This is a genomic window from Myroides sp. C4067 (genome assembly GCF_038039665.1).
Taxonomy (GTDB): domain Bacteria; phylum Bacteroidota; class Bacteroidia; order Flavobacteriales; family Flavobacteriaceae; genus Flavobacterium; species Flavobacterium odoratimimum.
The window spans coordinates 160,532-183,375 of the sequence record NZ_JBBPHJ010000004.1 but is presented as its reverse complement, the minus strand read 5'-3'; the positions used below and the strand labels follow the sequence as shown (position 1 = coordinate 183,375).

Annotated in this window: 18 protein-coding genes; 2 read left to right on the top strand and 16 right to left on the bottom strand. The window is 33.4% G+C overall.

Features of this window, described 5'->3' with window-relative positions:
• Positions 1-37 precede the first annotated feature (37 nt).
• From AABL87_RS04300 to AABL87_RS04290, 3 genes are all read right to left on the bottom strand, one after another.
• The gene (locus AABL87_RS04300) at positions 38-2,224 is read right to left on the bottom strand and encodes a glutamine synthetase III family protein (RefSeq protein ID WP_006258914.1); all 2,187 of its coding nucleotides are present in this window, start codon (positions 2,222-2,224) and stop codon (positions 38-40) included.
• 202 nt (positions 2,225-2,426) lie between these two features.
• On the bottom strand, positions 2,427-3,005 hold the full coding sequence (locus AABL87_RS04295; protein WP_006261162.1) for a hypothetical protein: 579 nt from the start codon (positions 3,003-3,005) through the stop codon (positions 2,427-2,429).
• A 73-nt stretch (positions 3,006-3,078) separates the two neighbouring features.
• The gene (locus AABL87_RS04290; RefSeq protein WP_225581548.1) at positions 3,079-3,720 is read right to left on the bottom strand and encodes an HdeD family acid-resistance protein; all 642 of its coding nucleotides are present in this window, start codon (positions 3,718-3,720) and stop codon (positions 3,079-3,081) included.
• Between the two features lie 124 nt (positions 3,721-3,844).
• Between AABL87_RS04290 and AABL87_RS04285 the strand changes: the two genes are divergently transcribed.
• Positions 3,845-4,930 (top strand): lipase family protein, encoded by a 1,086-nt coding sequence (locus tag AABL87_RS04285; RefSeq protein ID WP_006258917.1) that lies wholly within the window; start codon positions 3,845-3,847, stop codon positions 4,928-4,930.
• A gap of 455 nt (positions 4,931-5,385) precedes the next feature.
• Here the strand turns inward: AABL87_RS04285 and sucD are convergent, their stop codons facing one another.
• From sucD to AABL87_RS04220, 13 genes are all read right to left on the bottom strand, one after another.
• A complete protein-coding gene (gene sucD, locus AABL87_RS04280; protein ID WP_025124332.1) occupies positions 5,386-6,258 on the bottom strand; it encodes a succinate--CoA ligase subunit alpha in 873 nt (290 codons plus the stop codon).
• A 164-nt stretch (positions 6,259-6,422) separates the two neighbouring features.
• Positions 6,423-7,358 carry a UDP-3-O-(3-hydroxymyristoyl)glucosamine N-acyltransferase gene (locus AABL87_RS04275; RefSeq protein WP_025124333.1) on the bottom strand — a complete coding sequence of 312 codons (936 nt, stop codon included), beginning with the start codon at positions 7,356-7,358 and terminating at the stop codon, positions 6,423-6,425.
• A 21-nt stretch (positions 7,359-7,379) separates the two neighbouring features.
• Positions 7,380-7,946 carry an elongation factor P gene (gene efp / locus AABL87_RS04270; RefSeq protein WP_006258920.1) on the bottom strand — a complete coding sequence of 189 codons (567 nt, stop codon included), beginning with the start codon at positions 7,944-7,946 and terminating at the stop codon, positions 7,380-7,382.
• A 22-nt stretch (positions 7,947-7,968) separates the two neighbouring features.
• Entirely contained in the window at positions 7,969-8,754 is a 786-nt protein-coding gene (gene lpxA / locus AABL87_RS04265) for an acyl-ACP--UDP-N-acetylglucosamine O-acyltransferase (protein WP_006258921.1), read from the bottom strand.
• Between the two features lie 4 nt (positions 8,755-8,758).
• Entirely contained in the window at positions 8,759-10,153 is a 1,395-nt protein-coding gene (locus tag AABL87_RS04260) for a bifunctional UDP-3-O-[3-hydroxymyristoyl] N-acetylglucosamine deacetylase/3-hydroxyacyl-ACP dehydratase (protein ID WP_006258922.1), read from the bottom strand.
• 32 nt (positions 10,154-10,185) lie between these two features.
• A complete protein-coding gene (gene lpxD, locus AABL87_RS04255) occupies positions 10,186-11,205 on the bottom strand; it encodes a UDP-3-O-(3-hydroxymyristoyl)glucosamine N-acyltransferase (RefSeq protein ID WP_286415716.1) in 1,020 nt (339 codons plus the stop codon).
• Between the two features lie 30 nt (positions 11,206-11,235).
• Positions 11,236-12,474, bottom strand: coding sequence for an HD domain-containing protein (locus tag AABL87_RS04250; protein ID WP_006258924.1), 1,239 nt, complete (start codon positions 12,472-12,474; stop codon positions 11,236-11,238).
• Positions 12,475-12,586: 112 nt separating this feature from the next.
• Positions 12,587-14,089, bottom strand: coding sequence for a histidine ammonia-lyase (hutH, locus tag AABL87_RS04245; protein WP_039329484.1), 1,503 nt, complete (start codon positions 14,087-14,089; stop codon positions 12,587-12,589).
• A 27-nt stretch (positions 14,090-14,116) separates the two neighbouring features.
• Positions 14,117-14,884 (bottom strand): peroxide stress protein YaaA, encoded by a 768-nt coding sequence (yaaA, locus tag AABL87_RS04240; protein ID WP_006258926.1) that lies wholly within the window; start codon positions 14,882-14,884, stop codon positions 14,117-14,119.
• Positions 14,885-15,107: 223 nt separating this feature from the next.
• A complete protein-coding gene (locus AABL87_RS04235; protein WP_058699572.1) occupies positions 15,108-16,208 on the bottom strand; it encodes a DUF695 domain-containing protein in 1,101 nt (366 codons plus the stop codon).
• A 140-nt stretch (positions 16,209-16,348) separates the two neighbouring features.
• Positions 16,349-18,034, bottom strand: coding sequence for a cytochrome-c peroxidase (locus AABL87_RS04230; RefSeq protein ID WP_341276990.1), 1,686 nt, complete (start codon positions 18,032-18,034; stop codon positions 16,349-16,351).
• A gap of 174 nt (positions 18,035-18,208) precedes the next feature.
• The gene (locus tag AABL87_RS04225; protein WP_341276989.1) at positions 18,209-19,753 is read right to left on the bottom strand and encodes a hypothetical protein; all 1,545 of its coding nucleotides are present in this window, start codon (positions 19,751-19,753) and stop codon (positions 18,209-18,211) included.
• A gap of 198 nt (positions 19,754-19,951) precedes the next feature.
• Positions 19,952-20,875 carry a DUF6985 domain-containing protein gene (locus tag AABL87_RS04220; RefSeq protein WP_341276988.1) on the bottom strand — a complete coding sequence of 308 codons (924 nt, stop codon included), beginning with the start codon at positions 20,873-20,875 and terminating at the stop codon, positions 19,952-19,954.
• Between the two features lie 770 nt (positions 20,876-21,645).
• Here AABL87_RS04220 and AABL87_RS04215 point away from each other — a divergent pair.
• Entirely contained in the window at positions 21,646-22,632 is a 987-nt protein-coding gene (locus AABL87_RS04215; protein WP_006261155.1) for a diaminopimelate dehydrogenase, read from the top strand.
• The last annotated feature ends 212 nt before the right edge of the window (positions 22,633-22,844 follow it).

Below are 22,844 nucleotides of genomic sequence, written 5' to 3'. Positions count from 1 at the left end.
AAGCATAAGTCGTCTTTTTTTCAATTTATCACTATTTTTAGTTCGTAAATAACAATTCTCTGTACTTCGTTAATGTCCAAAGCTCATTATCTACCATTAATTCTAATTTATCACTGTGGTAACGGATAATATCAAAATAAGGTTTTACAACATCACAGTATGCATGAGCTTGTTGTTCAACATCCTCTATTAGATTCGCTTTTTTACGCTCATTTGTCATCTCAGTAACCTTAGCATTAATTTGCTCTATATGATGAGATATCTTTTTAATCATTTGTAATTGTTCTGCTGCAATCGTTCCGAAATCTTCAGCACCGAATATCTCTTTAAGACCTTTCACATTATCAATTACTAAGTTTTGATATTTGATAGCTGTTGGTATTACGTGATTTCTTGCGATATCTCCTAATACACGTCCTTCTATCTGAATACGTTTTACATATTCTTCTAGCTCGATCTCATATCTAGCATGCATCTCTATACTAGTCATCACTCCCATCTCTTCAAAGATTGAAATCACTTTAGGGTCTTTCTTAATTCTTAAAGCAGAAGGAGTTGTCTTATTATTACTCAATCCTCTTTTTACTGCTTCTTTTTCCCATTCATCACCGTATCCATCACCTTCAAAAAGGATTCTCTCGCTATCTTTAATATATTCTCTTAATACATTGAAGATTGCCTCATCTCTTTTTAATCCGTCTTTTTCTACTAGTGCATCCACTTCATTTTTAAAGTCTCTAAGCTGTTTAGCTACTATTGTATTTAATACAGTCATCGGTCCAGCACAGTTAGCTGTAGATCCTACTGCTCTAAATTCCCATTTATTACCTGTAAAAGCGAATGGAGAAGTTCTATTTCTATCTGTATTATCTAATAATACATCTGGAATTTTTCCAACTACATTTAATTTAAGATCTGTTTTTTCTTCTGGAGAAAGTTTACCATCCGTCACCTCTTTCAATTCATTAAGAACCTTAGTCAATTGTTGTCCAATAAATACAGACATAATTGCCGGTGGTGCTTCATTCGCTCCAAGGCGGTGATCATTACTTGCAGAAGCAATAGCTGATCTTAAAAGCTCTTCATTATCGTTTACAGCTTTAATCGTATTGATAAAGAAGGTTAAGAACTGTAAGTTGCTCTTAGGTGTTTTACTAGGACTCAACAAGTTCACACCAGTATCAGTAGCCAATGACCAGTTATTGTGTTTACCAGAACCATTAACTCCTTTAAATGGTTTCTCATGGAATAATACTTTAAAGTGATGCTTCTCAGCTACCTTTTTCATTACATCCATTAATAAAGAGTTGTGATCCACTGCTAAATTAGCTTCCTCAAATATAGGTGCTAATTCAAACTGATTAGGAGCTACTTCATTATGTCTAGTCTTAACAGGAATACCTAATAAGATACAGTGATTCTCTAAATCATGCATATAATTCAGTACTCTAGTTGGAATAGAACCGAAATAGTGGTCATCTAATTGTTGTCCTTTAGCAGCTGTATGCCCTAATAATGTTCTTCCTGTAGTAAGAATATCAGGTCTAGAAGCAGCTAAAGCACTATCTACTAAAAAGTACTCTTGCTCCCACCCTAAAGTAGTCGTTACTTTCTTTACATTTTTATCAAAGAATTTAGCTACTTCAGTTGCAGCATCATCTATTGCATTAAGCGCTTTTAATAAAGGAGTTTTATTATCTAAAGCCTCACCAGTATAAGAGATAAATACAGTAGGAATACATAATGTAGAACCAAAGATAAAGGCAGGAGATGTAGGATCCCAAGCTGTGTACCCTCTTGCTTCAAATGTATTTCTAATTCCTCCGTTAGGAAAACTAGATGCATCTGACTCTTGTTGTACTAATTGACTACCATTAAATTTTTCAACAGGATCACCATCAAAAGACGTCTCAAAGAAAGCATCATGCTTCTCTGCTGTCGTTCCTGTCAGTGGTTGAAACCAGTGCGTATAGTGACTTACTCCTTTCGATAGAGCCCACTCTTTCATTCCCAATGCAATGTACTCAGCTAATCGACGGTCTATTTTAATTCCTAGTTGTGCATTCTTAACTGCCTGATAAGCTTCTGGAGTTAAAAATTGTCGCATTGACTTGTCATTAAATACGTGATCACCAAAGATCAATGATTTTCTACCCAGTTCTTCTACCTTTACAGCTTCTCTAGATGCTGCTTTTTCAATTGCTCGAAAACGAAATGTTGACATAATTAATAGTTTTTGAAGGGACACCCCCTGTTTTATGAGTACAAATTTAAATAAAAGTCATTAAAAACAACACACACCCCCTATATTTTTGTAATATTTTTTAAAAAAGTATACTCAAGAGCACTCCCTCCCCCTTATATTTTTACCTATAGAAACAAAAAAAGGTAGAAACTTAGCGCCTCTACCTTTTAAATATTATTTTCTAGTACTTCTTAACTACTTTTACATCTTCTAAATTATACTTGCGTACAGCTTCTTCGTATGATAAGGTAGTAGCACCTTTAGTTGATACATTTAAGCTATTATTTCTTATTTTTGGGTCAGCCCCTGGAATATACATAATTCTAAATACTTGATTTCTCAAAACACTAGGAGTAGTATTATTTCCATTAAAATTAATTAATGGTGCATTAGCTTCTGCTATAATATCCACTTGGTCTGGGCTAAAAGCATAACTGTATTCTAAATCTTTCTCTACCCCATCTACTTTAGTATAGAATTTTTTAGGTAGTGCATACCATCTTGGTTCTTTACTACTAGAATCTACATCCTTAATGAATACTAAAATAACATCTCCTTTAAACAATTCCACAGGATGTTTAACAGGGAGTGTTAAATAACTATCATTTAAATTTTTATCAAAACTTAGGGTTGTCTCCATTACATAAGGAAATTCCCCAACTCCTGGAGGTCCTGGAGGTCCTTGTGGTCCAGTAGACCCTTCACACCCAACTAATAGTGATGTAGCTACAAAGGCAAATAGCATTGCAATTTTTTTCATAATCTCTTTTATTTATTACTTGCAAAATATGGATTTTTTACAACACCCAATAAACTTTATCAAATAATTATACTTATTTATCGTGTAATCTCTTTCGAACTTCTTCTTGAATCCTTTCATATTGCTCTAACAGCTCTTGATCAACCTTTCCTGAATATTTTTTTATCCTTCTCAAGAAGAAACCAAACAATAAACTGTAAACTCCTAATAATATGAATGAGAATGCTGTCCAATATACAATGGTAAATGCACCAAACTCAAGATTCCATAACATACAGAATGAAAATACTAACCCAAGTAAAGCAAAAACAAATAAGCTAGTCCATGATTTTACACCGTAGTTTTTAAGGTCAAAAGCTGTTCCCATTCCTCTAATAGATCTAAACATTAATCCAAAACCAACATAAATAGGAAGAACTACTGCCGATAACGTAGGCGTTCCAATTAAAATAACACCTAATACCACATCTATAATTCCTGAAAAAAGCAACCATCCCCAACCATCAAGTTGATCATGATTAGAAAAAGCAAAGATAATCTCTGAAATACCAGCAATTAAAAACATACAACTAAAGATAATAGTTAGTGAAGCATATGCTGTAATAGGAGTACTAAACATATATATTCCTCCTATTATAAAAAGTATACCAATGATTACAGGTATATACCAGTTCTTAATTCGATCTTTTACAGTTTTTACAAATGAATTAGCCATATCTCTTTTTTTAAAGTTTACATCTAATTTATACATTTTTAACGGCATTCAAAAATTTAAAAGTGTAACTTTGATTTGAATCGTGTAAATATTTAACTAAATAACACTAGTAAAGTCCTTTTCTATGATAAAAAGAATTTATCTCCTTTTACTTTGTTCTACTTCTATCAGTTTTGCACAAAACTTAAAGCCTATAGCTGATAAACAAGAAATATACAATAGCTTACAACTAGCTACTGATATACACAAAGCTTTCCCCACAGATTCACTTTATAATCTTACTGGTTATAAGAATACGTATAGATCACCAGAAATGGGGTTAACCAATATGTGGGCATTATACCACAATGATAAAACAAATACTGTAGAAATAGTTATTAGAGGATCTGTAAACAAGGGAGCTAGTTGGTTAGCTAATTACTATGCAGCTATGATTCCTTCATCAGGAGAAATACAGTTAGATAATACTAAAAAAGTTAGTTACAAACTATCTCAAGATGAACGAGCTACTGTTCATGCAGGATGGACTATAGCCTCTCTGTACTTAATGGAAGATATTAAACCTAAGTTGGATAGTCTAGTTCAGAAAAACCATAAAGACTTTATCATCTCTGGTCATAGCCAAGGTGCTGCTATAGCTTATCTAATAACAGCAAATCTAATGAATCAACAACTAGAAGGAAAATTACCAAAAGACTTACAGTTTAAGACTTATGCGATTGCACCTCCTAAACCTGGAAATCTTTACTTTAGTTATCAATATGAGAAACTAGCTAAAAGTTGGAGTTACTCTGTTATTAATACCCAAGACTGGGTTCCTGAACTTCCACCAACAACACAGACTTTTAGAGACTTTAACGAAATTAGCCCTTTAGCGGATCATGAGGTAAAAAAAGCATTAAAAAAAGTAACTTGGCCTAAGAGAATGGTTGCTACTAGTATTTTTAATGGTATAAAAAAGCCTACCGAAAAAAGTGTCAAGAAATATAACAAATATCTAGGTTCCTTTGTCTTTAACCTAATTCAAAAACAATTACCAGAATTAGTAGAGCCTAAATATGTTCTAAATAGTAACTATGCGAGATGTAGTAACCCAATTATATTAGATGGACTCAAGGATACAGAATATCAAATCAAGTTTCATAAACCTGAAAATATAATGTCACACCACTTACCTCCTGCTTACTTATACTTATTAGATAAAGAATAAAAAAAGAGACTCTTAATAAAGAGTCTCTTTTTGAAATAAAACAATTTTTCAATTGCTATAGTTATAGTTTGGTTAGGGTTCTAAATCAATACTTACTAGTAAAAAGACATAACTATTACTTATTTTGTAAGTGCATTACAATATACATAAGATTTTTATTAGCACAAATACTCCTATCATTAAAATGGATTATTTTTTTATTCTGTTAATTTACATTATTAAACACAAGCTAATAAATTATTCATTAAGAACATACTTAATTTTTAACCTTCAATTAAGTATAAATTATGATATCAAACCTAAATATACTAAACAGAAGATCTCTTATAAAAGAGATATTTAAAAAAAGCTGATGAGTAATCAAGAATATTGAAAATACAGCAAAAATATTTTTAAACAAAAAGGCCTATACATGATGTATAGGCCTTCCTTATTTGTTTTATTTTAGAATAGAATTATCCTAAAACTTCTTTTACTTTTTTACCGATCTCAGCAGGAGAATCAACAACATGGATTCCACATTCGCTCATGATACGTTTCTTAGCAGCAGCTGTATCATCAGCTCCACCTACGATAGCACCAGCGTGTCCCATTGTTCTTCCTTTAGGAGCAGTCTCTCCAGCGATGAATCCGATAACAGGTTTTTTATTACCATTTTCTTTAATCCAACGAGCAGCATCAGCTTCTAATTGACCACCAATCTCACCAATCATAATGATTGCTTCAGTTTCTGGATCAGCCATTAATAATTGTACAGCTTCTTTAGTAGTTGTTCCAATGATTGGGTCTCCACCAATTCCGATAGCTGTTGTAATACCTAAACCTTGTTTTACAACTTGATCAGCAGCCTCATAAGTTAAAGTTCCTGATTTAGAAACGATTCCAACTGTACCTTTTTTGAATACGAAACCTGGCATAATACCAACTTTAGCTTCACCTGGAGTAATAACCCCTGGACAGTTAGGTCCAACTAATCTACAATCTCTACCTTTGATATAGTCGTAAGCTTTGATCATTTCCGCTACTGGAATACCTTCTGTAATACAGATAATAACTTTGATCCCTGCATCAGCAGCTTCCATTATAGCGTCAGCAGCAAATGCTGGTGGTACGAAAATAATAGATGTATCAGCACCTGCTTTTTCTACAGCTTCTGAAACTGTGTTGAATACTGGACGCTCTAAGTGAGTAGTCCCCCCTTTTCCTGGAGTTACACCACCTACTACGTTTGTTCCGTACTCAATCATTTGTGAAGCGTGGAATGTACCTTCACTTCCAGTAAATCCCTGAACGATTATTTTTGAATCTTTATTTACTAAAACACTCATGATCTTGTTTTTATTTATTTAAACTTACTTACACAAAAATAAACAATTCTAATTACTATTAAAACTTTTTACCCTCTTATAAATAAGATTAATTGATTAATTAATAACATTCTTTGTTTTCAATCTCAAGAAACCTGATTTATGTCAGACACGAATGTCAAATACTATAAATGCTTAGTTTTCTCTACTAATTCTGGTATTCTCTTAATACTAGCTAGTTGCTTTAATTTATCTCTTGATTCCTCTGCAGGATACCCAAAATAAACTTTACCTCCAGCTAACGATTTAGATACTCCAGATTGAGCTAAAACAACAGCTTTAGTTCCAATAGTGATACCACTTGTAGTACCTACTTGTCCCCATAGCGTTACTTCATCTTCTATGACCACACAACCAGCTATACCACATTGAGCCGCAATTAAAGAACGTACACCTACCACAGTATCATGTCCAATATGAACTTGATTATCTATTTTAGCACCTTCTTTAATAGTAGTATCTCCTGTCACACCTCTATCTATAGTACATGCAGCACCGATACCTACGTTATCTTCGATAACTACTCTACCACAAGATACTAATGGATCAAATCCTTCTGGTCTCTTTTTATAGTAGAACGCATCAGCACCCAGTATAGCTCCAGCATGAATAACTACATTATCCCCTATAATAGTTCCATCATATAAAACTACATTAGGGTGAATAACACAATTTTTACCAATCACTACATTATGACCAATGAATACATTAGGTTGAATGATTGTTCCTTCCCCGATAATAGCATCTTTAGCTTGAACCTCAGTTGCTGGTTTAAACGGGTTAAAGAACTTAGATAATTTATTAAAATCTCTAAACGGATCATCAGATATTAATAAAGCCTTACCCTCTGGGCACTCTACATCTTTATTAATTAAAATGATTGTCGCATTAGAGTTTAACGCTTTATCATAATATTTAGGATGATCCACAAAAACGATTTCACCTTCTTGTACAACGTGAATTTCGTTCATTCCATAAACTGGAAAATTAGCATCACCTACAAACTTACATCCAATAATCTCTGCTATAGTCTGTAAATCTTGAACTTTTGCAAAACGCATCTCTCTTCTTCTAAAAAGTGATTACTCCTTGATACGCTCCATATAAGCGCTGTTTGATGTATCAATCTTAATTTTATCACCTTCGTTGATGAATAAAGGTACATTGACAATAGCACCTGTTTCAACAGTAGCAGGTTTTGTAGCATTTGTAGCTGTATTTCCTTTTACTCCTGGCTCAGTATAAGTTACTTCTAGAATTACAGAAGCAGGCATATCTACTGCTAACGGTAATTCAGTCTCTGAATTAATTTGAACCATTACAGTTTCTCCTTCTTTTAATAAGCCTGGAGCATCTAATACGTCTTTTAAAAGCGTAATTTGCTCATAAGTCTCAACATTCATAAAGTGGAACTGATCTCCCTCTGGGTATAAATATTGGAATTTATGTGTTTCTACTCTTACAGTATCGATTTTGTGACCAGCAGAAAAAGTATTCTCTAATACTCTTCCATTAGTAACGCTTCTCATTTTAGTTCTAACAAATGCAGGCCCTTTTCCAGGTTTAACGTGTAAAAACTCAACAATTTTATAAATATCATTGTTGTATTGGATACATAAACCATTTCTAATATCAGCTGTTGTTGCCATTCTTTTATTTTATTTAGTATTACTAATATATTCCTGAATATCCTCTCATAATTCCTCTTGATGAATTACGGATAAACATTAAAACTTCATCTCTTTCTGGAGTTGCTTCCATATCTGCCTCTATAATTTCAAGTGCTTGACTTGTATTATAGTTCTTTTGATATAAAATACGATAGATCTCTTGAATCTCTCTGATTTTTTCTGGAGAATATCCTCTTCTTCTCAATCCTACTGAGTTAATACCAGCATAAGAAATAGGTTCACGTGCTGCCTTAATATAAGGAGGAACGTCTTTACGTACTAATGTACCTCCAGTCACAAATGAATGTGATCCGATAGTACAGAATTGATGTACAGCAACTAATCCTGCTAATACAACATAATCTCCTATAGTAACGTGTCCAGCTAAAGTACTAGAGTTAGAAAAAATACAGTTATTACCAACGATACAATCGTGTGCAATATGACTATACGCCTGAATTAAACAGTTATCACCGATAACAGTTTTATATCTATCTTTTGTTCCTCTATTGATTGTTACACATTCTCTAATAGTTGTATTATCCCCTATCTCTACTGTTGTAACTTCTCCTTCGAATTTTAAATCTTGTGGTTCTGCTGAAATAACTGCTCCAGGAAAAATCTTACAATTCTTTCCGATGCGAGCTCCTTCCATGATAGTAACATTTGATCCTATCCATGTTCCTTCCCCTATTTCAACATTATTATGAATGGTTGTAAAAGGTTCTATAACAACATTTCTAGCTATTTTAGCTCCAGGATGTACATATGCTAAAGGCTGATTCATATTCTTAGTTATTTGTTATTTTTGAAATCTGAGCCATTAATTCAGCCTCAGCTACTAATTTTCCATTGGCATACGCATACCCTTGCATATGGCATATCCCTCTTCTTATCGGTGTAATAAGCTCTAATTTAAACACTAAAGTATCACCAGGGTGTACTTTGTTTTTAAACTTCACATTATCCATTTTCATAAAATAAGTAAGATAGTTCTCTGGATCTGGTACAGTACTCAGAATCAAGATACCTCCTGACTGAGCCATTGCTTCACAGATAAGAACTCCTGGCATAACTGGTGCACCAGGGAAGTGTCCAACGAAGAATGGTTCATTCATCGTTACATTCTTAAGTCCTACTACGTGCTTATCAGACATCTCTAAAATCTTATCTACTAATAAGAATGGAGGTCTGTGAGGTAATAAAGCCATAATTTTATTTACATCCATTAATGGTTCTGCATGTAAATCATAAGATGGAACTTGGTTACGCTTTTCATTGCGAATAATCTTAGACATTTTCTTAGCAAAGTTAGTATTCACTGAATGTCCTGGTTTATTTGCAATAACTTTACCTCTAATTCTTGTTCCTATTAAAGCTAAATCTCCGATTACATCAAGTAATTTATGACGTGCAGCTTCATTAGGATAATGTAATGTTAAGTTGTCTAAAACTCCATTTGGCTTAACAGCAATCTCTTCTTTGCCAAATGCTTTCTTAAGGTGTTCCATTGTTTCTGGAGATATATCCTTATCTACATAAACAATAGCATTATTTAAATCTCCTCCTTTAATCAATCCGTTAGCAAGTAATGCTTCTAGCTCGTGTAAGAAACTAAAAGTACGTGCTTCAGAAATCTCTTCTTTAAAGTCAGACATTGATTTCAATGTAGCATTCTGTGTACCCAATACTTTAGTACCAAAATCAACCATTGCAGTCACTTGGTAACTATCAGAAGGCATAACGATTATCTCACTTCCCGTTTGTTCATCTACAAAAGAAATAACTTCTTTTACGATGTACTCCTCACGTTCAGCATCTTGTTCTACAATACCTGCTTTTTCAACTGCTTCAACAAAGTATTTAGAAGACCCATCCATAATAGGAGGCTCAGATGCGTTTAACTCAATGATAACATTATCTAAATCACATCCTACAAAAGCTGCTAATACATGCTCTGTTGTTTGTATTTTTACTCCCTTTTTTTCAAGGTTTGTACCACGTTGTGTATTTACAACATAATTAGCATCCGCTTCTATAATTGGATGTCCCTCTAAATCCATACGTACAAAAGTAAAACCATTATTGATTGGAGCAGGTTTTAAAGTCATTGTTACCAATTGACCTGTATGTAAACCTACACCACTAAGTGTTACTTCGCTTTGGATGGTTTTTTGTTTAACCATAATTAAATCTCTTTAAATATTTTGAAAGGCTCTTATTTTATATTCTTTTTAATTGACTCTATGTCACTAACAATCTTAGAAAAGTTTTTAAAGTAACTATATGACTTTAAAAAATCACTATGAGGTAATGCTGGACTACCTTGTACTGCCGCACCATTCTCTAAATTCTTAGTTACTCCTGACTGAGCCTGAATACGAACATTATCACCTATTGTCAAATGTCCTACTATACCTACTTGCCCTCCTATCATACAGTTTTTTCCAATCTTTGTAGATCCCGCCACTCCTGTTTGAGAAGCGATTACTGTATTCTCTCCTATCTCCACATTGTGAGCTATCTGAATTTGATTATCTAACTTTACTCCTTTGCGAATAACTGTAGATCCTAATGTAGCTCTATCTATAGTAGACGCTGCACCTATTTCTACATTATCCTCAATGATAACATTACCTATCTGAGGAACTTTATTAAATGTCCCATCAGGATTAGGTGCAAAACCAAATCCATCAGATCCAATAATTACTCCTGCATGAAAAGTACAATTAGCTCCTATTACAGATTCTGAGTAAATACGAACTCCTGCAAATAAAACTGTATTATCCCCAATACGTACATTGTCTCCTACGAATGTATTAGGGTATATCTTTACGTTATTTCCTATTTTAACATTTTTACCAATATAAGCAAAGCTTCCCAAATATAAGTCATCACCGTACTCTACCCCTTCTGATATAACTGAAGGTTGTTCGATTCCTGACTTCATTAATTTCACTTGATTGTAATACTCTAATAATTTAGAGAATGCTTTATACGCATCATCTACTTTAATTAAAGTTGCTGTTATTGGATGCTCTGGTTCGAAAGTTTTATTTACGATAACCACAGAGGCATTTGTTGTATATATATGGTGTACGTATTTAGGATTTGCTAAAAAAGAAATTGAACCTGCTGTTCCTTCCTCTATCTTAGCCAATGTACTTACTTCTATCATAGGATTCCCTACAATTTCTCCTTCTAATACTGACGCTATTTGTTCTGCTGCTATTTTCATCGAGGCAAAAATATAAAATATAATTGAAATTTAACTTTCAAAAACGTTTTTTGGATAACAAACAAAATACTTTGTCACCACTTTCGTCAATGATTTAAGGTTTAGTTCATCTGATACCGATAACACATCTTTTGTTGTCCCATCTTTTTTAAGTATCATAATAGGCTCTTTATCTTTACTATACGCTTGATTCTCCATTTTACCTTTAAATACAAAGTATTTTGAAGCCTCATTAGAAATAGAATATTTCTTAGATACTTTATCAAGCATATTATTTAACTTTAACTTTGTTTCCTCTTTATCTGAGACAAATTCAATGCGTAATAGCTCGCGATTAATAATCATTTTACTCAATTCTGACAAAATAAAGTCATTATGGAATTGCCATGATTTAAGAGCTCCTAGAATATCTGAATCGTCTAATAAAGCGAATTTCTCTAACCCTACTTGATCGAAATCTCCTTCTTCTATCTGATTCTTTAGAAAGAATTGTAAAGACTCACTACACCATAACTCTACTCCTTTATGAGTTAATTCTTTTGCTCGTTTTAATACACGCACTAAAATTAATTCTGCACATACACTTGTCTTGTGTAGATATGCTTGCCAATACATTAATCTACGTGCGATCAAAAACATCTCTACAGAGTAAATCCCCTTCTTTTCCACGACTAACTCATCATTCACTACATTCAACATCTGAATTAATCGCTCTGAGTTAATATTACCTTCTGCTACTCCACTATAGAAACTATCTCTCTTTAGATAATCCATACGATCCATATCTAACTGACCTGAGATCAATTGTAACATAAACTTACGGTGATATTCACCTTTAAATATCTTGATTGCTAAGTCTAACTTCCCTTCAAACTCTTTATTTAAACGATTCATAAACAAGATTGAAATCTCTTCGTGATGAACTCCCTCTACAATACTTTCTTCCATCGCATGAGAGAAAGGTCCATGCCCTATATCATGAAGTAAAATAGCTACATACAAAGCATTTTCTTCTTCTTCAGAAATCTCTACATTCTTAAAGCGCAAAACTTGTACCGCTTTTTGCATTAAATGCATACAGCCTAAAGCATGATGAAAACGAGTGTGATGAGCACCAGGGTATACTAGATAAGACACTCCCATTTGAGAGATTCTTCTCAATCGTTGAAAATAAGGGTGTTCAATTAAGTCATATACCAAAGAATTTGGTATAGAAATGAATCCATAAATAGGATCATTTAGGATTTTAAGTTTATTAATGTTGGCCAATGAGAATCATTTTTATAAACGTATACAAATATAGCATATATATTAAAAAAACCGCACCCCTTTTAGAAAGAAAGATGCGGTTAATCCTAATATTTCTATAATTTTATAAGTCTTAAGCTTCTAAATCTATTTGAAATGAATTTAAGAATGCTATTGACTTTTCTATATCATAATGTAAAATGCGATCAACATCTACAAAAGAAACCTCTTCTCTATAAATTTTCAAGAAAGATTCAATGAACTCACTTGATTTCGCAGGTCTTCTGAACTCTAATGCTTGTGCTGCATTCATCAATTCTATAGCTAGAATGCGCTCTAAATTATCTACTATGCGTAGCGTCTTCGTAGCCCCATTAGCCCCCATACTTACGTGGTCTTCTTGTCCATTACTTGACACAATACTATCCACACTCGCAGGAGTTGCTAATTGTTTGTTCTGACTTACAATACTCGCAGCTGTATATTGAGGAATCATAAACCCTGAGTTTAAACCTGGATTAGAAACCAAGAATGCTGGTAAGCCTCTTAGCCCTGAAATCAATTGATAAGTTCTACGTTCTGATATACTTCCCAATTCAGCTAAAGCAATTCCTAAGAAATCTAACGCTAATGCCAATGGTTGTCCATGGAAATTACCTCCAGAAACGATAATATCGTCTTTATAAAACACATTTGGGTTATCTGTTACAGAGTTAATCTCTGTTTTAAACACGCGATTCACATAATCGATAGCGTCTTTTGATGCTCCATGTACCTGTGGAATACATCTGAATGAGTATGGATCTTGAACGTGCTCTTTTGGACGACTAATCAATTCAGACCCTTCTAAAATTTCATTAAAGAACTGTGCTGTCTCTATCTGTCCTTTATGAGGTCTTACATAGTGAATTAACTCATTAAACGGCTCGATTCTACCATCAAAACCTTCTAAAGAAATAGCCCCTATAACATCAGCTAAATAAGATAATTTCTTTGACTTTAAAAGAATATAGCATCCGTATGCACTCATAAACTGAGTTCCATTTAATAGTGCTAATCCTTCTTTTGATTTTAATTTTATAGGCTGCCAATTGTGATTAGCTAGCACTTTATTGGCCGGTTGTCTAAATCCATCACAAAACACTTCTCCTTCACCGATTAATGGCAATGTCAAGTGTGCTAGTGGAGATAAATCCCCTGAAGCCCCTAAAGACCCTTGGTTATAAACTACAGGAAGAATATCATTATTAAAGAAATCAATTAATCTCTCTACTGTTTCTAACTGAACCCCTGAGTTACCGTAACTAAGAGACTTCACTTTTAACAACAACATAATCTTAACGATCTCTTCAGGAACAATCTCTCCTGTTCCACAAGCGTGAGACATCATTAAGTTTTCTTGCAATTGAGATAAGTTATCATTGTCTATTTTGACGTTACACAATGAACCAAACCCTGTATTAATCCCATAAATAGGATCTGCTTGTTTAGCCATTTTATCGTCTAAATACATACGACAATTCACAATATTCGCTCTTGCCTCTTCAGAAAGCTGTATTTTTTGACCTTGAGTTAAAATCTCATTTAACTTCTCGATTGTAAATACATCTGAAGTAATATAATGTACTAATTCCATATTTGTATATTGGTGGTATATAAAATTTTATCTTGTAAACACTAAATTATTACCCTTAGAATCAGCTTCACTCCATGCATACCCATCTACATTAAACTTTTTTAAACCCTCTATATCATTGACATTATTATCTATGATATAACGCACCATCATTCCTCTTGCTTTTTTAGCATAGAAACTGATTGTCTTCAGTTTTCCCTCTCTCAATTCTTTAAAATCTGGAGTAACAAGAGTTCCTTTAATCGCTTTTTTATCAATAGCACTAAAATATTCATTACTAGCTAAGTTAATTAGTAACTCACCTTGTTTCATTTCTTTATTTAAAGCTTCTGCTAAAATTGGTTTCCAAAACTCATATAAGTTTGCATTTGCTCCTACAGCCATTTTAGTTCCCATTTCTAAGCGATACGGTTCTATTTCATCTAAAGGTTTTAACAAGCCATAAAGACCTGATAATATTCTTAATTTATCTTGTAATATCTCTATTTTCTCTGCTGTTAGACTATAAGGGTCTAAACCAGCGTATACATCTCCATTAAAAGCAAAAACTGCTTGTCTAAAATCTTTTTCCCTTCCAGCTTTCTTCACAAAAGCTCTCTCTTGATTTCTCTTCCAATTTAGTTCTGCTAGATTGTTAGATATCTTCATTAGAGCCTCTAAGTCCATAGGAGTTTTAGATTGTAAAACTTCATTGATTACTTTTGATTCTTTGATGAATGAAGCTTTTGTAGCTTTTTCTACAGGTACCGCTGTTGTATAATCTAAACTCTTAGCAGGTGATATTAAAATTTTCATGATTTCTTTTTTTTAGCATCCCAAATATAGGATAACTATTTAGATTTTCATATTTGCTACCCTTGTGTTTTTAGGTTTTATCCTTGTTTTAACACTTTTTCTGACAGCTTTACCAACTACATAAATCTCAATATCCGTACTAACTATTCTCATTACTAAATAGATAATAACTAAAATGTTTTAAATAAAAATTAAAACTATCACCTAAATCATATTATATTTACTAGCCATTATTAATCGCTCTTGTATAGACTTCTAGCCCCATCCAATATTTATCTCTATAAATAGTATAGTCAATATCAAAGCGATCTGTAAATAAGCCGATTGTTTTAAATACATCTCTAGATGCGCTTCTATAATCTTTTGTTGCAAAGAATAAAGTGCGTTCTCCAGAACCTGTCTCTCTGGCCACACTATGCAAGATTCCTGATTCGAGAATTAGATCTTCTATCTCATCCATTGTCGTGACATCTTGTTTATTTGGTAGCCCATCCTCACGTCCTTTATACTTTATAGATACCTTCACTACCCATGGGTAAGACATCTTCTGGTCCCAGTTTAAAAAACTAGTATTCACTACCACTATTAAGGGCTCATGATCAGTATTACTTTCTAATATAGAATAAGTATCCTCCTCACTATTGCGAATCACACTATCATACTTCTCCACAAACTCCGTTTCCCTATAACTTAAATAATCGCTTAACTTAGACACCGGAATCAACTCTCCTTCAACACCTTCTTCTCCTTTTACCTCTAAGTAATCTATCATGGTCATTGTCTTAATCTCACCTAGGTAATTATCTAAAAACATATAAAGAGCATTCCCTATTTCTTCTTCATTCTCAGGAGTACATTCTTTAATTATAAAACGTAAATGGATATAATCAGGGTACTCATCATCATGAATAGGTACAAATGAAACTGTCTCTTCATCTAGTAAAAAACCATTCATATTTAACCCTATCCCTTTTACACTCGGTTTACAACTGATAAAACGCCATCTTTCATGCTCTGGAGCTGCTTCAATAAAATCATCTACAAAAGGCAATGACTTTAGTCTACCATCAGGAGAAATAATTAGTTCTCCTATCCCATCTTTTCCCATCCCTGTTAGCATATTAAAGTCTGGATTAATATCCTTTAACTTAGGACTGACAATGTCAATAAAATCCTCCACTACACGTTCATGATTTTCTATTGTCTTATAGAATTTTGACTCATTAGCAATAAACCAATCCCAAAATTGTTGATATTGTGTCTCTAATTCAACAGTATTTGCCTCCTTAACGCCTTTTCCAAATAATTTATCAAAAAAACCCATAACATTTCTTTTAAACTTGAGTGCTAAAAGTACTCTTTTTTCAATAAATCACAAGAAACTCTTCTACTCTACTTCTATAACTAAAAAAGCTCACAATGTATTGTTCTACACCATGAGCTTTAAAACGAATTTAACTTTTATTATTGGTCACTTAATGCCTTCATAAATAATACTATATCAGAAATTTCACTCTCTGTTAACTGTAAAGGGTCTTCTGGTAAGGTTTGGCTTTCTACTTCTAGTCCCATACCTAATCCTCCTCCTTTATTGTAAAAATCCATTACTTCTTCTAAGGTCTCATACACACCATTATGCATATAAGGACCGCTTTCTCCTATATTCCTAACAGTAGGTGTCTTAAACGAATGTTTTAATTGTGGTAGATCTGTATTAAATACATATCTCCCTAAATCACCATCTAAGACCTTACCTTGTTTATCTGCTGGTACTCCTAATACTTCTTGTTCCGAATTCACAAAAAACGGAGGAACTGTCCCATTAAACACCGGCATAAAATGACAAGTTGCACATTGTGCTTTACCTACAAATAAATTGAACCCTTTCTTTTCACGAGAAGTTAAAGCTTGTTTATTACCTCTCATATACTGATCAAAACGAGAGTTAAAAACAGAAAGAGAACGAATATAAGAAGCTAACACATTTTCTAATTGCCATACTTCTATTTCCTTTTCCGTTTGGTATACTGTTTTAAACTGTTTTTTGTATTTTTCTTCTTCGTTAAGATGAGCTACTATTTGTTTTAAATCTCCATGCATCTCATCTTTATTTGTGATTACATCAGAAGACTGACTCTCTAAAGTAACACTTCGCATATCCCAAAACTGCCCGTGATAATATGCTGAGTAATTCAGAGAAGGTGTATTGCGCAGAAGTGGTTGACCTTTTAGGTCTAATGCTGTTTTAAAAGGCTCACTAAACGCTTTATCTGGATGATGACAATCAGCACAACTTCTAAAACTATCTTTAGAAAGCTTTTTATCAAAAAACAATTCTTTACCTAGAGCAACCTTTGCTGGCGTTAAATAGTAAGTAGAATCTGGTAAAAAAGCATTTAAATTAATCAAATCCTTATCAAAAAGTGAGTTCACACTACCTTTTACCACTTGATTACCATCCTTAAAAGGAATCTCTAAGTCCCTTTGTATCCCTACAATTCCTTTTGCTATGGGATCTAAATACGAAGTAATAAAATCTAGATAATCAAAACTGTCCTTGTTAGGATTTTTTTGACAGATAGTTATAGCTTTATCTAATAATAATTTCACTTCTGGATAAGAAGCTGTATTCTGCCAATTCTTCGATAACTCCAATACTTGTTTAACTCCTGATAGACTAACGGCAGCTTCCACAAATAACAATTTACTTGCTGGAGTATCAAAACCTGTAATCCCTAAAGCTGTAATCTGAAACAACTCCATCTTTAATGCCTCTAAAACTACATCTTCCGAAATGGTAATTACTTCAAAATTCTTGCGTATACTCAGTACAAAGTTTTTTAACCTCTTTGTATCAATAAGTAGTTCGCCATAATTTTCTAGTTCATAGACAGGATATAGATATTCTTCTACAACCTGATACCCTTCTGCAGGTACATATTTATTCTCATCTAAATCTAGTTGATCTAGTGCAGGTCCATTAATTGATTTACTTGTATGAGGTAAAAAATAGGCAACTGCCCACTCTATTTTTTTATAAGCCTTTCTACTCTCTACGAACGCATTTCTAACAACAGTACTATCTTTACCTTGTTCTACTGCATCTACTAAATTATTTATTGTCGTTTCTAAACTATCTACTTGAGTCAATAAATAGTTATTATAAGTAATATTTTCATATATTTTGGTTTTGTTGGAACAACTAAATAAACAACAAACCAAAACAATCAAAAAAGTGTATTTAATTGTTTTCATAAAATCTAAAAAAAGACCTCTAGTAGTAAATAAGATACTACTAGAGGTTACAAAACATTAGAACTTAAACTATTTTTCTACGTTGCGAATAATCACTACCTGACCTCCTTCTTTATTCTTGTTCACACCCGCTTTATCTGCATCAACAAATTCATTTTTTTGCCAAGTATGCGAGTGAATATTAACAGAAAAAGTATTTGGAACACCTATCAACTCAGAGATATCTTCCATAGCTCCAAACTCCCAAGAACCAAATTTCTGAAGATTTCCAGATTGATTATAATTCTTTTGCCACTCCGCATCTTCTCTATTGTGCTTCATATTCAACCATGGTTTATAAGAACCATCAGCTATTTTATATTGCCAGATATAAGAATCATGTTTTGCATCGGCATAATAAGAATCTCCATCTTCTTGAATATATACATAATTCTCAGTCACACATAGGTTATCAGGATTGATTAGATTCTTACCAGGATCACTATCTCCCTCTGCAGCAACAGATAATTTACCTGTCATCATACCGTTTTTATCTAATACTAGTTTATATACTCTTCCCCACATCGTAAAACCATTTACAGGATTACCTCCGCTTGCTTGCCCTGTTGCAGTAAAGTAAATTTCATTTCCTTTTCCTGCACCTTTTCTATAATCAACATCTTCTACTCGAGAAAATCGAATAACTCCTAGCTCCATATTCTTTTGATTAATCTGAGCTCCAGTCATATCTTTAGCGCCTGGTATCTCTACAAACTCTACATCATACTCCATTCCTTTTTTCATATCCATCTCAGTATATCCTCCTGACTTACGTTTTAATGCATATAATTTTCCTCCTTGAAGATCACCTTTATTTCCAACATACATGATTAATTGCCCTGCACTTTGATGATTAGAAAAATACCCTTGATCTTCCCCAATTAAAACAATCGTTTTCCCATTAGAAACATCCAAAGGAAGCGGAACTGCATTCTCCATACTTGCTTTACCCAACGCTGGCAATACTCTATCTCGATTAGATTTAAGATCAGTAGATCCCATAGGATCAATAGCGTGTACCATACTTTCTTCTCCCGACTCTCCAGCTGTCAAGAATACAGGTCCAAAACCATGTATCTCTGGTTTTGCTAAAGTAGCAGAACAAAGCCTTGTAATCCCTCCTATTCCATCTACAATATACTCTCCTTTAACAGGTTTAAATGTTTTATCTAAATAAACACGAGAAACAGATTTCATAATCTCATGATTTGTAATCATCAAATATCCATCTCCTTTAGGATCTTTCATAAAACCAGCCCCATCAGGTTGTCCTCCAAACACGAAATCAGGAGATTCACTTAATTTATCTTCACTCGAAATAAGAGAAAAAATCTCTAATTTTTCAAAACCAGGCATCGCGTAAACAAAAGCTGGTGTTTTTGAATGATTCTTTAAAACAATTTTGTCGCCATTGTTTTCCCCTTCGCCACTACCTGAATTATTATCATCATGGCACCCTACTACAGACGCAGTCATAACTAGACCTAAAATCCAAGTTGGTAATTTGTAGTTAATTTTCATTAGTTTATCATTTTTTGTTGAGGCAAAGCTACCTTCACTAGTTAACCTTAACATTACGCATCAATTACCAAAATGTTAATAATTAATTAAAAAATCAAACAAAAAATAAGCTATGACTAATAATCTGTTTTGTTTATTAACTTTTCACAATGATAGAACCTAATCCTTTTGGATAAATATAGATTAACAACAAAAAAACCTTCAAGGTATATACCTTGAAGGGTGTGTATTAATTTACATAATTCAACTCCTCTACAAACAAAAAGCACTATCTGCTCCACCAATATGCTCTACCTTATGGTCATAAGTCATGAATCCTAATGCATGTTCTCTATCCCATGAACAATCAAAGAGATATCCTATATGAGGAGGTTCTGTCCATGATTCTGGTATAATATAGATAGTCATCGGTGTAATCAACATTCCGAACTGATTCTTATCTACAATATCAGGCATAAAAGTTTCTTTATCCTCTGCTTCATATCCATACTGCACTTGCCACTTCTCGTATTTAGAAACTAGCTTACTCAATAACTCTTCTAGAATAGTCTGTTCATTCTCTTGAACGTCCTTTACTATTCGATTCATTAATTCTGTTGCTTCCTTCTCATCTACCTCATCTTCTATATAATCTAGTAATACTTCACATCGGATAGCTTCTTCCATCTTAAAAAAGGCTTTCCACAAAGGTAGTTCTAACTCCATCTCTATTTCTACCTCATCCTCTTCAATAGGCTCTGACAACTGTACAGGATTTTCTAAATGTTGATTAAAAAACTCATAGCAAAAAGGAGCTCTTGTAAAGATATACTCTGGCTCTACAGCATAACACAAATTTAAATAATGCAGAGCAGCTTCTTCATATCCACACTCTAAACAACACTCTCCTTTATAATAATTGCGTACATACTCAGGATTTCTATCTTTATTACTATGCTTATCACCTTCATCAAGCCAAAACATCATCTTCTCAAACTCTCTTAATCTTATATATTCAGTAGTCATACGTCCTATAATGATAGAGGCATCATATATACAATACTTACTTTCATCAGCTAAGTTCCATTGCTCCTCTATAAAAGCAATCAAATCCTCTACAGTATCTGTATTCGTTTTTAAACTATACCTGTCTAGATAACTATATATACGATTTATTACCACTTGTGCCTCTTCCATACTATTTTTATTTTTCAAGGCTAAAATTAGGGAATTTATATTTTATTGAGTCTATAAAACATATTGCTGAACACTCAATCTTGATTATAAATTATTTGATTTATATAATTCCCCTCAATACTTAAGTTGCTATTAAAACACAAATAGTACTTTTTACCGTTCTCATAATGCACCTACACTTATTCTCAAAATGTTAGTTCTGAAGTTATCGAACTACGCCCTATCCCAATAACACCAAGGGTTTAACAGCTAAAAAAAGGCCTTTGTTCGGGCGTGGTTTGGAAGTTGTTCGGAAAAGTATTGCAAAAAGGGGGGCTTTTCCGAAGAAACACCGATAAATACCGCATAAACACTCGAAAAAAGTGACAAGTGTTTTTTAGTAATTTTAAACCGATAGTACTAAATGAGAGTTTTTAGCCTTAAAAAATATAGTACTTTTTAAAACTAAACGAAGAAGTATTTTTGCTTTGATTTATATACTTTCAAGTTAAAAAGTATTCAGACAAGGTTCTGATTTAAAGCAAAATACTCTGCAAATATACAAAAAAACTTTAACTCCTTTTGAGATTACATATCAAATCCCTTCTAGCTAATAAGGAAATGACTTAAAGAGCTTATTTTATTCATAGTGAACCAAGGAAAGATGCGTGGGGACAACTAATGATAATCTATTTAGTGTACAGTAAGTCTAAAGTTTTAGCTAAATTAGCTCCCTTATAAACGAAACTCCCTACAACTAAAGGGACTGTACAGACTTTTAAAATAAAAATATGAATACTTCTAATCAGCCTATCAAAATAGGTATTGTAGGTTATGGTAACTTAGGAAAAGGTGTAGAACTTGCTATTCGTCAAAATACTGATTTAGAATTAGTAGCTGTCTTCACTAGAAGAGATCCTCAAAGCATTCCTACTCAGGCTCAAGCAATACACATCGATCAAATCACAGAATATAGAGATATCATTGATGTAATGATTATCTGTGGTGGCTCTTCTACTGATCTACCTGAGCAAGTGCCTTATATCGCACAGTGGTTTAATACAGTTGATAGCTTTGACACTCATGCTAAGATTCCTGAATTCTTCAATACGGTAAACAAAGCAGCTAAAGATCACAATAAGTTGAGCCTTATCTCTACGGGATGGGATCCAGGACTGTTCTCTATGCTTAGATTATTAGGAGAAAGTATCTTACCTCAAGGAGAAACATATACATTCTGGGGGAAAGGATTAAGCCAAGGACACTCTGATGCGATTAGACGTATCTCTGGGGTTAAAGGTGGAGTACAATATACTATCCCTATAGAAAGTGCTTTAGATAGAGTACGTCAAGGAGAAAACCCTGTATTAACTACAGCTGAGAAGCATGAGCGTATCTGCTATGTAGTAGCAGAAGATAGAGCTGATACTTCTATCATAGAACACACTATCAAAACAATGCCTAACTACTTCGCTGATTATCACACTACGGTACACTTTATATCTGAGGAAGAACTTAAAGCAAATCACTCTGCTATGCCTCACGGTGGTAAAGTGTTTAGATCTGGTATCACAGGTACAGACACTAAACAAAATATAGAATTTGGACTAACACTTGAGAGTAACCCTGAGTTCACTGCTAGTGTATTAGTAGCCTTCTCGCGTGCTGTATATAAATTAGCTCAAAAGGGAGAAACTGGTGCTGTGACTGTATATGATATTCCTCTAGGTGCACTATCTCCTAAGTCTGCAGAAGATCTGAGAAGAGAAATACTATAATTTAATTAGGAATTTAGAATTGTTGTCTTTCAGGCATTAGGGGATAATTATGTGATAAGTCTTTGCAATAAGAACACAACGAATATAAGGTAAAGACGGAACATCTTCTGTCTACACACCGTAACCACACTACACATCTACACATATTGTGTATGTATGGTGTGACACGCAAAATATTGACGTCTCTACATTAAACAATGGACTTACTCATA